General features: G+C 40.2%; 10 protein-coding genes, 1 tRNA gene and 1 pseudogene. 7 read left to right on the forward strand and 5 right to left on the reverse strand.

Annotation, left to right across the window (positions count from 1 at the left end):
- Positions 1 to 10: 10 nt before the first annotated feature.
- The 4 genes from pth to Q8M41_RS11995 all read right to left on the reverse strand — a co-directional run bounded on the left by pth (position 11) and on the right by Q8M41_RS11995 (position 2,568).
- Positions 11 to 571, reverse strand: a complete 561-nt coding sequence (gene pth / locus Q8M41_RS11980; RefSeq protein ID WP_305365516.1) for an aminoacyl-tRNA hydrolase — start codon at positions 569 to 571, stop codon at positions 11 to 13.
- Positions 572 to 677: 106 nt separating this feature from the next.
- A complete protein-coding gene (locus Q8M41_RS11985) occupies positions 678 to 1,253 on the reverse strand; it encodes a 50S ribosomal protein L25/general stress protein Ctc (protein WP_305365517.1) in 576 nt (191 codons plus the stop codon).
- 179 nt (positions 1,254 to 1,432) lie between these two features.
- On the reverse strand, positions 1,433 to 2,377 hold the full coding sequence (locus Q8M41_RS11990; protein ID WP_305365518.1) for a ribose-phosphate pyrophosphokinase: 945 nt from the start codon (positions 2,375 to 2,377) through the stop codon (positions 1,433 to 1,435).
- Positions 2,378 to 2,494: 117 nt separating this feature from the next.
- A tRNA-Gln gene (locus tag Q8M41_RS11995) sits at positions 2,495 to 2,568 on the reverse strand.
- Between the two features lie 293 nt (positions 2,569 to 2,861).
- Here Q8M41_RS11995 and Q8M41_RS12000 point away from each other — a divergent pair.
- From Q8M41_RS12000 to Q8M41_RS12030, 7 genes are all read left to right on the forward strand, one after another.
- The gene (locus Q8M41_RS12000) at positions 2,862 to 3,107 is read left to right on the forward strand and encodes a four helix bundle protein (RefSeq protein ID WP_305365519.1); all 246 of its coding nucleotides are present in this window, start codon (positions 2,862 to 2,864) and stop codon (positions 3,105 to 3,107) included.
- A 297-nt stretch (positions 3,108 to 3,404) separates the two neighbouring features.
- Positions 3,405 to 6,560, forward strand: a complete 3,156-nt coding sequence (locus Q8M41_RS12005; RefSeq protein ID WP_305365520.1) for a protein O-mannosyl-transferase family — start codon at positions 3,405 to 3,407, stop codon at positions 6,558 to 6,560.
- A 90-nt stretch (positions 6,561 to 6,650) separates the two neighbouring features.
- Positions 6,651 to 8,156, forward strand: a complete 1,506-nt coding sequence (locus Q8M41_RS12010) for a sugar ABC transporter ATP-binding protein (protein ID WP_305365521.1) — start codon at positions 6,651 to 6,653, stop codon at positions 8,154 to 8,156.
- On the forward strand, positions 8,143 to 9,081 hold the full coding sequence (locus Q8M41_RS12015; protein ID WP_305365522.1) for an ABC transporter permease: 939 nt from the start codon (positions 8,143 to 8,145) through the stop codon (positions 9,079 to 9,081). Before Q8M41_RS12010 ends, Q8M41_RS12015 begins: the two co-directional genes overlap by 14 nt.
- An 11-nt stretch (positions 9,082 to 9,092) precedes the next feature.
- Entirely contained in the window at positions 9,093 to 10,025 is a 933-nt protein-coding gene (locus Q8M41_RS12020; protein ID WP_305365523.1) for a sugar ABC transporter substrate-binding protein, read from the forward strand.
- Between the two features lie 415 nt (positions 10,026 to 10,440).
- A complete protein-coding gene (locus tag Q8M41_RS12025; RefSeq protein WP_305365524.1) occupies positions 10,441 to 10,653 on the forward strand; it encodes a hypothetical protein in 213 nt (70 codons plus the stop codon).
- Between the two features lie 59 nt (positions 10,654 to 10,712).
- Positions 10,713 to 12,077: a transposase gene (locus Q8M41_RS12030; protein WP_305365525.1), complete on the forward strand. Its 1,365-nt coding sequence runs from the start codon at positions 10,713 to 10,715 to the stop codon at positions 12,075 to 12,077.
- Positions 12,078 to 12,443: 366 nt separating this feature from the next.
- On the opposite strand, the pseudogene Q8M41_RS12035 reads toward Q8M41_RS12030, so the two are convergent.
- Positions 12,444 to 12,876: pseudogene (locus Q8M41_RS12035) on the reverse strand (TIGR01212 family radical SAM protein); the annotation flags it as partial.

The following is a 12,876-nucleotide window of genomic DNA, read 5'->3' on the forward strand; positions in this document are numbered from 1 at the left end:
ATAAAAGCACTTATTTGTTTAAACGGGTCATAGTCAGTTCTGCACCTACGCTAACAAAACTATTTATAAATTCAACAGAGCGGTCGATCAATGCAGGCAATGCTTTCTGTTCATCAGGATCAAAACCGCTCAAAACATAATCAACCTGCCTGCCTTTGGGGAAATTATCCCCTATGCCAAACCGCAGCCTTGCATAGTCAGTCCCACCCAAAACCCCCTCAATACTCTTCAAACCATTGTGACCGGCAGCACTTCCTTTTGGTTTCAAACGTATTGTACCAAAAGGCAGGGCAAGATCATCCACAACAACCAATATATTTTCGGCAGGGATACGCAATTCCTGCATCCAGTAATTAACTGCTTTGCCGCTCAGATTCATGTAAGTAGTTGGTTTGATCACAAAGATCTTACGGCTTTTATGGGTAAACTCAGTATAATACGCCAGCCTCATATTAAAAAAAGAAGAGTGCGATTGTTTAGCCAGCTCATCAGCAACCATAAATCCAATATTATGCCTTGTATCTGCATATTCGGGACCTATATTTCCTAAACCTATGATCAAATATTTCATGTGGACTACAAATATGCTTCAAAGCTTTTAAAAAACTATATGCTTGCAAAAAAAAAGCAGTGTCGGATTTACCGGCACTGCTTTTTAAATTATTTGAGAAGGAAGATTATTTCTTGGCTTCAGTCTCTGCCTGCTTAAGGGCGCGTGACATAGTCACAGATACAATAGTGTCTTCAGGATTATTTGTGATCTTGAAATTATCGAATTTCAAAGAACCAACACCTACAGATTTTCCAACCTCTAATTGAGTGATACTAACTTCTACATACTGAGGCATATCCTTAGGCAATGCTTTTACACGCAGTTTACGTAATTTCTGAACTAACTTACCACCGATTTTAACACCAGGTGAGGTTCCGGTTAATTTTACAGGGATCAGCATCACTACAGGTTTCTTTTCATCTAATTCTAAAAAGTCAACATGTAATGGCAAATCAGTTAATGGATGAAAATGTACATCCTGAATGATAGCCTGTGCTTTCACACCTGCAACATCCAAAGCAACGAAAGAAACTTCCGGTGTATAAACCAGACTTTTCAAATCAGATGCAGACACAGAAAAGTGGATTTGATTTTTTCCACCATAAAGAACTGCAGGCACTTTACCTTCATAACGCAGCTCTTTAGCGTCTCTTTTCCCTACGTTCTCTCTTGGAGAACCGCTAATAGCAATTGATTTCATAATTTATTTGTTATTATTTATACTTAGTTGTTAGTAAATCCAACAATCTAATATTTTTAGTCTTGAATCCCGGTTTAGAGGACTGATGTATGAAGTCTGATTCATACCTCATACCTCATACCTCATACCTCAGACCTCCTACCTCATACCTCTTATTTCAGGTTCTTGACTCTTGGTTCTTAATCTATCTTAAACAGTTCACTTATCGAGGCGTGTTCATTGACATTGGCAATTGCACGACTAAAAAGATCTGCTGTTGAAAGCACTCTTATTTTAGGGCTTGATTTAGTTGATGCAATCGTATCTGTAACAATCAGCTCTGTAAGTGCTGAAGTCTCAACAGTCCGGTAAGCATCTCCTGATAATACCGGGTGAGTACAAACGGCTCTAACGCTATTGGCACCCTTTTCCATGATAAGCTCTGCTGCCTTTGCCAGTGTTCTGGCTGTATCACAGATATCATCAATCAGAACCACATCCCTTCCGGTAACATCACCGATTATAGACATTGATTCGATCTCGTTCGCTCTTTTTCTTTGTTTGTCACAGATCACCACTTCTGCGTTAAAGTATTTGGCGAATGTCCTTGCTCTGTAAGAGCCTCCCATATCGGGCGACGCAATAGTCAGATGAGGCAGATTCAGGCTTTTAATATGTGGTACAAATATTACTGAAGCGTCAAGATGATCAACGGGAATATCGAAAAAACCTTGTATCTGTGCAGCATGCAGATCCATTGTCATTATCCGGTGAGCTCCCGCAGCTGTGAGCAGATTGGCAATTAATTTTGCACCAATTGCTACTCTTGGCTTATCTTTCCTATCCTGTCTGGCCAAGCCAAAATAAGGCACAACCACTGTAATATAATGAGCTGAAGCCCTTTTTGCAGCATCTATCATTAATAAAAGCTCAACGAGATTATCGTTAGGCTGGTTAGTTGATTGAATCAGAAACACATCACAACCCCGAACTGACTCGTTATAATATGGCTGAAATTCACCATCACTAAATCTCGACAAAGTCACGTCTCCCAATTCCTTGCCATAGCTTACAGCTATTTTCTTGGCCAGATCGGTTGTACCTGAGCCGGCAAATAATTTGATGGTGTTAAATGTTACGGGCATTTTTGTTTCGGATTTCGAAATTATAATTTCGTTTTTAAACTAATAAAAACACAATGTCTATACTATATCGGTCGCCAGGCGACCTTGAAATGTGCAATTCCGAAACTCGAAATTAATTGGTTGCCCGACCAGGATTCGAACCTAGACAAACTGCACCAAAAACAGTTGTACTACCATTATACTATCGGGCAAACAAAAATCAAAAAGAAACTCCTTTTGAAATGGTTTGCAAATATAGGGGGATAAAGTTTAAAGTGCAAATGAAAATTCATTTTTGTTGACTTAGGAGGTACGAGGTCTGAAGTATGAGGTCTGAGGTCTGAAGAATGAGATCTGAAGTATGAGGTCCGAAGTCTGAGGTCCGAAGTCTGAAATCTGAGGACTGAGGACAGAGGACAGAGGTCGGATTACCGTTTACTAGGTTAAGATGGAGATATCTGCAACTTTATAAATGAATGCTTAAATTCGGGCAAGCATTTTTTTTATGATCAAATCATTTTCTGATCTGGATGTATATCAGCTTTCCTATCAATTGTCAATGAGTATTTTTAATCTGACAAGAGATTTTCCTTCTTCTGAAAAATATTCTTTAACCAGCCAAATAATTCGTTCTACAAGATCAATAAGCGCTAATATTGCAGAAGGTTTTGGGCGGAGAATATATCATGCAGAATTCAAAAAATATCTGATCTACTCAGCCGGATCTTTAGAAGAAAGTAATTGTGGTTAAATTTCGCTAAAGACTGCCACTATATAACACAGGAACAATTTAACATCTATAATGCTAAAGCAGACGAAATTGGAGCAAAACTTCACAAACTCTATTCAAACTGGAAATCTTAATCTAAATAACAATAAACTACTCAGACCTCAGTTTTTATACCTCTGATATCTGACATCAGATTTCAGACCTCTGACATCTGACATCAGACCCCCTAATGTTAATTTCTGTTAAACCCTGTCCGCTTTCTGCCTCTTATAATAATAAATTCATTAATTTCGACAGCATTATTTTGATCTTGAATCTATGAACTATAATAAAATCAATAATTTATTAGGTTGGGTAAGTTTTTTAATAGCACTGGTTGTCTATACCCTAACCCTTGAACCCACAACAAGCTTTTGGGATTCAGGTGAATTCATTGCATCAGCTTATAAACTTCAGGTAGTTCATCAGCCAGGTGCTCCCCTATTCCTGATGCTGGGAAAGGTGTTTTCACTGATTGCCGGAAGTGATACCAGCAGAGTAGCATTCTGGATAAATATGTGTTCTGCACTAGCCAGTGCGGCCACAATCCTCTTCCTGTTCTGGACTATCACAGCCCTGGCAAAAAAAATTATTCAGGAAAAAGGCAAGGAACTTTCAAATTGGGGAATGATCAGTATAATGGGTTCCGGTTTAGTTGGTGCTCTGGCCTATACCTTCTCTGATTCGTTCTGGTTTTCGGCCGTTGAAGCCGAAGTATATGCCTTATCCTCATTATGTACTGCCGTAGTTTTCTGGGCAATCTTAAAATGGGATCAGCATGCTGATGAGCCAGATTCAGACCGTTGGTTGATCTTTATCGCCTATGTCATGGGCCTTTCGATCGGTGTACACTTGTTAAACCTCCTGGCAATACCTGCTATTGCACTAGTATATTATTTCAGAAGAACTAAAACACCTACTTCTTCGGGCACTTTACTTGCCTTACTAGTCGGGATGTTTATTCTGGCATTTATTCAATATGGAATTGTACAATACATCATCAAGTTCGCAGCTTATTCAGACCTGTTCTTTGTTAATACCCTGGGCCTTGGTTTCGGTTCGGGTGTTGCATTTTTCGGCCTTCTGATTATTATCAGCCTCACTTCAGGAATACTCTACAGCATCAATGGCAATAAACTTAACCTGATGCTTGCCGTCGGTGCCTTTGTTTTACTAATGACCCTCGGCGGTGGAATTTCTGGCCTCGTGGTAGCAGCAATACTGCTTGCCGGACTTGAGTATATCCTGAAAATCCGAGATAAAAGACGTGTATTAAATTTAGCACTTATATCGGTTGTCTTCATCATTTTCGGATATGGCTCCTTTGCCATGATCGTAATCAGAGCGAAAGCAGATCCTACCCTGAATAATAGTGATGCTTCAAATGCATTCTCCTTGCTGAGTTATGTGAACAGGGAACAATATGGTGATCGTCCTTTGCTTTATGGACAATATTTTGATTCTAAGCCTATTGACAGTAAACATGGAGACATTATTTATCGTAAGGGCAAAGAGAAATATGAAAATGCAGGTCAGAAATATGAGCGTGTTTACGACCGGAATACTATTCTTCCAAGGATGTACAGCGATGATCCACAGCATGTTGGATTCTACCGCGACTGGATGGGAATGGCAGAAGATCAATCCCCTACCTTTTTCAATAACCTTGGCTTCCTGATCAGTTATCAAACCAGTTTCATGTATACCCGTTATTTCGCCTGGAACTTTGTTGGCAGACAGAATGACGAACAGGGGCATGGCGATTATACCCGTGGAAATTGGTTATCAGGAGTAAAATTCATAGATAATATGCTGCTGGGTGGCCAATATGAACTTCCTAAGAGTCAGCTGGAAAACAATGCCTTCAACAGATTCTATTTCCTTCCCTTCATCATGGGAATCATTGGTGCATTATGGCATTTTAAACGGAACCAGAAAGATGCCGGAATCGTAGGTTTATTATTCTTTTTCACCGGTCTCGCAATTGTTCTCTACTTAAATCAGAATCCACTTCAACCCCGGGAACGGGATTATGCCTATACCGGTTCATTCTATGCCTTTGCGATCTGGATTGGCCTGGGAGTAGCAGGAATTGCAGATTTTTTCAAACCAAGATTTAAAGCCCCTACAGCCGCATTGCTTGCTACTTTTATCGGTTTACTTGCAGCACCTATTTTAATGGCCAAAGAAGGATGGAATGACCATGACCGTTCCTCTAAATTCACGGCCCGTGATATGGCAGCCAATTACCTGGAATCATGCGCACCTAATGCCATATTGTTTACATATGGCGATAATGATACTTACCCGCTCTGGTATGTGCAAGAAGTTGAAAACATCCGGCCGGATGTCAGAGTAGTCAATTTAAGCTTGCTGGGTACCGACTGGTATATCAGGCAAATGAAGAAGAAAGTAAATCAGGCTGAAGCATTACCAATCACTATGCCTGACGAAAAATTCGTTCAGGGAGTCCGCGACGTAATGGGCTATCAGGATTATAATACAGCTGGTTCAGTCGAGTTAAAGGACATATTTGACATTATGACTTCCGATAATGATGCCGACAAAGCAAGCTATCAGGATGGCTCAAAAGAAAATTTCCTTCCTACAAAAAACTTTAAAATCAGCATCAATCCTGACCAGATTATTGCGAGCAAAACATTGCCTGAAAGCAAAAGGGACCTGATCATCCCTGCTATGGAATGGAAGTATAATAAGAATTATGTCACAAAAACTGAACTTGCCATGATCGATGTTCTGGCTCATAATAATTGGAAACGCCCGGTTTATTTTGCTATCACAGTACCCGATGATAACTATATGGGTTTAGGTGATTTCCTGTATAACGAAGGCTTTGCCTATCGTCTGTTACCCCTGAAAAAAGCTCAGCTTGATTCGGCTGCTGAAAAACCTGAATTAACCAATTCAGATCAGATGTATACTAACCTGATGACCAAGTTTAAATGGGGAAACATGAAAAATGCAAGCTATTTAGACCCCGAATCATTGCGAATGAGTTATACTATGATTAATCATTTCAATATTCTGGCTGAGAATCTGTATAAAGAAGGCCGGACTGAAGAAGCGAGAAAATTATTATTGAAGTGCATGGAGGTAGTTCCTGATAAAAATCATTCCCTGAACTTTACCATCCGCAAATTCTATATGGCAGATTTGCTCTACAAACTCAAAGAGCCTGCAAAAGCAAATGAGCTGACTCTGAATACAGCTGATTATATCGAAGATCAGTTAAATTATATGGCTGCTATTGCAAAAACGAAAGAGAATCTTAATTCCCGTGAAATACAACTGGGTGTTTATGTGATGAGCGAGCTGGTTAAACTTTCAGAAAAAAATGGACAGACTGCTGTTCTTAAGAAGTTACAGGATCGCATGAAAGTGATTGAATCAAAATTCATGGGTTCTGATCGATAGAACTTAATCTCAGGAAAAAAAATCCCCACTAAATTTAGCGGGGATTTTTTTTTGTTAATTGTATATCAGTACATTCATCAAATACAAAAATTGAATTTGAATAAAATGCATTCGGCTGCTGAACAAATTCTCAGGGTAAATAGTCTTTCCAAATCCTTTTTTGGTGTTAAGGCTTTGGATAATATTCAATTTGACCTTAAAAAGGGTGAAGTCCATGCCCTTATGGGTGAAAATGGGGCCGGTAAATCAACATTCATGAAAATTTTGAGTGGGCTCTTAAAAGCAGATTCGGGTACAATTTCTTTCAATTCTGAACAAATTGAAAAATTGGATGTTCATTCCATCATGCAAAAAGGCATTTCCATGATTCATCAGGAAATCTTAATGGTTCCTGAATTGACTGTTGCTCAGAACATCTTTTTAGGCAGGGAAATCAATCGGGCATATTTGCTTGACGAACAGGCAATAAATCAAAAAGCGGAGGACTTATTGAAGTCGATGGGCTTGGATATTAAGGTCCGGAAAAAAGCAAAACACCTCAGCATCGCCGGATTACAACTAATAGAGATGGCTAAAGCAGTTTCCAATAATGCCAGGGTGATTATCATGGACGAGCCAAGCTCTGCACTCTCAGAGAAAGAGGTTGAAATACTTTTTAAAATCATTAAAGACCTGAAAAGTAAAGGTGTAGCTATAATCTATATTTCCCATAAAATGGAAGAGATTTACCAGATTGCAGACCGGATCACCGTATTGAGGGATGGTAAATTTATTGCAACAAAAAACACTGCAGATCTGGATAAAAGCAATCTGATTTCTTTGATGGTAGGCCGTGAACTGGAAGAGCTGTTTTCTTCAAACTCAATGGCTCAGCCTGAAGTGATCCTGAAAGTTAAAAACCTTAATAAAAAGGGGAAATTTTTTGATATTAATTTTGATGTGCATGCCGGTGAAGTGTTTGGCATTGCCGGCTTAATGGGTGCTGGCAGAACCGAAATTGCAAGGGCGATTTATGGTTTAGATAGTTTCGACAGCGGTGAAATCATGCTAAGAGGCAAAAAACTTGAAATCAGATCACCAAAAGACGCTATCAGAGAAGGAATAGGATATGTCAGTGAAGACAGAAAGGCTCTTGGCTTTATTCCTGAATTATCAGTTAGGCAAAATATAAGTCTTTCGAGTATATTGAACTACTCAAAAGCATGGTTCATTGACGAAAAAAAAGAAGAAAAAGCCAGCAGTAAAATAGCTCAGCAACTAAATATCAAAGCTTCCGGCCTCAACCAGAAGGTGAAGCATCTCAGTGGAGGGAATCAGCAAAAGGTCGTACTTGCAAGAGTATTAATGGCTTCCCCATTTTTGATCATTCTGGATGAACCCACCAGAGGAATTGATATTGGAGCTAAGCACGAAATCTATAAACTAATCAGGCAATTGACTGAAAGTGGGTTAGCGGTAATTATGATCTCTTCAGAATTATCTGAAATTTTGGGGATGAGTAACCGGATTCTGGTTTTATCAAAAGGAAAACAAAAAACCATATTGACACAAAAGGAAGCAAGTCAGGAAAAAATCATGCAATATGCAGTACATTAAAAATCTCAGGCAGTACGGTATTTTCATCGTATTCAGTATTATTTGCCTCATCATATCATTTATTTCCCCTCAGTTTTTAACGGTTTCAAACTGGACAATAATTATCACTCAGGTTTCGATTAATGCGCTTTTAGCCTTTGGAGTAACCTTTGTGATCATTACCGGCGGCATCGACCTCTCTTTGGGATCAATAGTTGCCGTGGCTGGTGTAAGTGCTGCAATGCTGGCACATCCCGATAGCTATCCTGTTATAGTTCCTGTTTTTGCAGGTCTGTTTGCCGGTTTGCTGATAGGTGCCTTCAACGGATTTATAATCACCAAAAGTAAAATTGCCCCATTTATAGTCACTCTGGGTACAATGACAATTGGCCGGGGATTAGCCCTGATTTTAAGTAATGGCCGCCCCGTGTCCAATCTTTCAGATTCCTTTGTTTTTATCGGCAGCGGAAAGATTATGGGCATACCGGTCTTGATTGTAATTCTGATCCTAATGTTCATACTCTGTTCAGTAATACTCAATAAAACAATCTTGGGACGGTATATTTATGCGGTTGGAGGTAATGAGCAGGCAGCCAGAGCATCCGGAATAAATGTAAGTCAGGTTAAAATGGCTGTTTATTCCATTTCAGGTTTATTAGCTGGCTTAGCAGGGATATTACTGACCTCCAGAATAACCACCGGGCAGCCTAATGCTGGAGCAGGTTTTGAATTGGATGCGATTGCGGCAGTAGTCATTGGCGGAACCAGTACCACAGGAGGAAAAGGCAGTATTGCAGGAACCTTGATTGGCGTTTTACTTATTGGTGTAATAAATAATAGCTTAGATTTATTAAACGTAACATCATATTACCAGCAGGTAGTGATGGGCATTATTATCATTGGTGCAGTGGTTTTGGATAGCCTGAACCAGAAATCTAATTCATAAAATTATAGGAAATGAAATACACATATTTGATACTTATCAGCCTGCTTTTATTCATTACAGGATGCAACCAATCCGAAAGCAATAAACAGAATGATTCTAATAAAATCATTATCGGTATTTCAATGTTGAGCATGCAAAATGAATTCATTGTAAATATCAGCGATGAGATGCAAAAAAAAGCCAAGGAATTAGGTGCTGAATTAATTATTGTTGATGCAGAACGCTCCCCTTTAAAGCAAATTGAACAGGTTGAGAGTTTTATCGCCCAGAAAGTAGATGTTATTATTCTGAATCCCTGCGAGTATGAAGCCAGCTCACCTGCCGTGAAAAAGGCATTGGCCGCAGGCATTCCAATTGTGAATGTGAACTCAGCCACCAAAGTTCAGCCAACTGCATTTGTTGGATCAAATGATGTTGAATCAGGCAGAATTGCAATGAAGTTTATCGTGGAAAAATTAGGAGGTAAGGGTAATATCGTCATGATTCAGGGCTTGAACGGACAAGCCGCTCAAATTCAAAGAGAGCAGGGGGCAAAAGAAATTATGGAGCAATTTCCGGGTCTCAACATGATTGCCCAGCAAACTGCCGAATGGGACAGATCCAAAAGCATGGACTTAATGCAAAACTGGATTCAATCTTATGGTTCAAAAATCAATGCCGTATTTGCTCATAACGATGAAATGGGATTAGGCGCAGTAAAAGCACTGCAGGATGCCGGAATGAAAGACAAAGTGATTGTAGTTAGTATCGATGCAATTGCCGATGCGCTGCAGGCAGTCAAAAAGGGAGATTTAGATGCCACGGTCTTTCAGGATGCACGCAAACAGGGAGCCGGTGCAATTGAAACAGCAGTTAAGATCGCCCGGGGTAAGCAATTTGACAAGGAAGTATTGATTCCATTCAAATTGCTTACAAAAGGGGATGTTGATCCTTACCTGAAATAGAATCAGTAATTAGATGAAATATCGGAAACTTGAATTGCTTGTGCGAGTAAACGTGCCTTGTTGTATGAAATTAAAAAGGATAAGTAGACAGACTCCTTCTTCTATACAAAGGGATGATTTTTGTGATAGCCACATCGTTCAATAGCACGTTGCTTTAGCTCTGGGTTAAGATCCGGTTTTCAGATCGGGCTAAAGCCCAATATAATAATTCCTCACATGTTGTAGAATATTGGGCTGAAGCCCGCCCGGATGAACTCCGTTCGGACTGGCCCTAAAACAAACAATCTCGTTAACCCCAGCTAAAGCTGGGGCCTGGAGTTTGGTTATTTGCATAATTTTCGATAAAAAAAATGCTAAAACGTTTTGTTTTAGCCATTTTTTTATTAGATTTGCATCTAGTTAAAATACTAGATATATGGGATACAGCACCAAAATACAGCTCATCAAGCGACAAAAAAGCGAACAGTGGTATGTAAATTTTCCTGCCGCAGTGGCTCAGGCAGCTGAGTTCGAGCAAGGGGAAGTGGTGGAATGGTTCATTGATGACCACCAGAATTTTGTTTTAAAACGTAGTAACTCAGCAGTCGCCAATCTTAAAAAAAAACTCAAGACCAACCCCACAACATAAAATCCACCTTTGAAGGCATTTTAAACCGCTGTACAGGGGCATTTAAACAAGACCGGACGATGCAGCGGGCCAAAGAACTGGCCTTTGGTTTGCTTTCTTGCACAGGCAGGCTTACCGTTACCGGGATGTTGATTGCCGTGGGAAAGCAATTTGTGGATTGGACTGCTGCCTATCAATTATTCATGGGCACAAGAATTGATATTACTAAAATTTTTGAAGTGTCTTCACAGGTATGTTTAGAGAATTTAGAAGCAGCCCAAATGTTAATTGTCCACATGGATGACACCATCATACGAAAAGTAGGTAGAAAAATAGCTGGAACTGCCTGGAGGCGCGACCCGTTGGGGCCAGCCTTCCACACTAATTTTATTTGGGCACAGCGCTTTATCCAGCTCTCCTTATCGCTCCATGATAAAGGCATGAATTGTCAGTCCAGAGCCATTCCTGTCGATTTTCATCATAGCCCGAGTGTGCAAAAGCCCTCTAAAAATGGAACAGAAGAGGGGTTGCTGGAGTACAAAAAAGCCAAAAAAGCACAAAATCTTAGTAAGCAAGGCTTAGAAAGGATCAAACTTTTTAGAGCGCGGCTAGATGCACAAGGCGCTCAGGAAAGAGAGCTTTTCCTGAGTGTTGATGGGGGCTATACCAATGAAACCATATTAAAAGGCCTACCAGACAGAGTTACTTTAATAGGCAGGATCAGAAAAGACGCCCATCTCCATTATTTGCCAGAGACCGAAAAAACCCAGGGCAGAAATAGGATTTACGGAGAACCGGTACCTACCCCTGAACAAATCAGGCAATCGGATGCTATTCCCTGGGTGGAAGTCGAGGCCTTTGCGGCTGGGAAATCTCATACGTTCAATGTCAAAATAGTCAAGTCCTTAAAATGGAGGGCGGCAGGGGGAAACCATCTCCTGCAATTGGTCGTGATCAGGCCGTTGGGATACCGGTTAAAAAAAGGAGGCCGGATGCTCTACCGAAAACCGGCCTACCTTATTTGTACAGACAATGACCTATCCATAGACAAACTGCTGCAAGCCTATATTTGGAGATGGGAAATCGAAGTGAATTTTAGAGAAGAAAAGACCACCAATGGCTGCGGTGATGCCCAGGTGAGAAATGAAATATCGGCAGCCAAACTACCTGCCTTTGTAGTGGCAATGCATGCTTTCCTTCACCTGGCAGACCACATACTTACTAAACAGAACGCAAACCTGGCTCTGCCAAAGGCAAAATGGGAGGAAAGAAAACCTAATCAAAGGGCATCCACAAACAACCTCCTAAACCTATTCCGAGGGCATTACTGGTACGGAAAACTAGGAAAATCTTTCTCCGGCTTCGTAACCAATCAGCACCAAACCCAAAATGCCCACAACCCACTTGCTGAATGCATGAGTGCCGTTTTCTATATGCGCAAATAACCAAACTCCAGACCCCAGCTAAAGCTGGGGCCTATTGAGCAAAACCGTATTGGTGACATATCATATATACTTTGACGAAGCCAATGGAATACTAATGCGCCTAAAATAAAATGGAAGTTTACTAGTGCGTTAATACGTGAAATATTGATACACTATACGTCAATTAATGACTGGATGATGGATAATTAGATGATTGAATATTAATATTGAGCATTGGGATAGCCATATTGTTCAATAGCCCGGTGCTTTAGCTCCGGGTATGGATCCGGTTTTCCGGGCGGGCTTCAGCCCAAAACCTAAGCGGCAAGAACGGAACAAATATTGGTGCTTTAGCGCCATATTACCGTTAAATAATCCACAATAAGATTAAACAACCAAAACCGAAGCACCTTTATAAGCACTCCCCTGTACAACTCCTTTTGCTTCCAACCGTTTATCTATATAACTCTGGATCTGAGATTTCTTCATTCCCCAGTTTGGAGCGATGAGCAAATCGAAATCGGCGAGGCCAAATAGTCTTTGAAGTACAATATCAGGTCTTAATAAAGGAATAAATTCAGCTATAAAATCAGTGTATTCATCAATAGTGAATACTTTAAAAGGATCGCGGGCATATCTTGAGCCCATGATCGAGCCTTTTACTATATGAAGATGATGTAGTTTAACAAATTTAATTTGAGGGTATCTGTTGATCTCATCCGCATAACGCAGCATCATTTCATGGGTTTCCCAAGGGAAGCCAAAAATGGTATGTACACAGATATCAACCTTTGTATTTTCTGCCAATTGAATTGCATTC

This window comes from Daejeonella sp. (assembly GCF_030684675.1).
Classification (GTDB): domain Bacteria; phylum Bacteroidota; class Bacteroidia; order Sphingobacteriales; family Sphingobacteriaceae; genus Daejeonella.

Coding starts and splice junctions, on each gene's coding strand:
- Q8M41_RS12030 (WP_305365525.1), top strand. CDS start 10,713: ATGCAGCGGGCCAAAGAACTGGCCTTTGGTTTGCTTTCTTGCACAGGC.
- pth (WP_305365516.1), bottom strand. CDS start 571: ATGAAATATTTGATCATAGGTTTAGGAAATATAGGTCCCGAATATGCA.
- Q8M41_RS12015 (WP_305365522.1), top strand. CDS start 8,143: ATGCAGTACATTAAAAATCTCAGGCAGTACGGTATTTTCATCGTATTC.
- Q8M41_RS11985 (WP_305365517.1), bottom strand. CDS start 1,253: ATGAAATCAATTGCTATTAGCGGTTCTCCAAGAGAGAACGTAGGGAAA.
- Q8M41_RS12020 (WP_305365523.1), top strand. CDS start 9,093: ATGAAATACACATATTTGATACTTATCAGCCTGCTTTTATTCATTACA.
- Q8M41_RS12000 (WP_305365519.1), top strand. CDS start 2,862: ATGATCAAATCATTTTCTGATCTGGATGTATATCAGCTTTCCTATCAA.
- Q8M41_RS12025 (WP_305365524.1), top strand. CDS start 10,441: ATGGGATACAGCACCAAAATACAGCTCATCAAGCGACAAAAAAGCGAA.
- Q8M41_RS11990 (WP_305365518.1), bottom strand. CDS start 2,377: ATGCCCGTAACATTTAACACCATCAAATTATTTGCCGGCTCAGGTACA.
- Q8M41_RS12005 (WP_305365520.1), top strand. CDS start 3,405: ATGAACTATAATAAAATCAATAATTTATTAGGTTGGGTAAGTTTTTTA.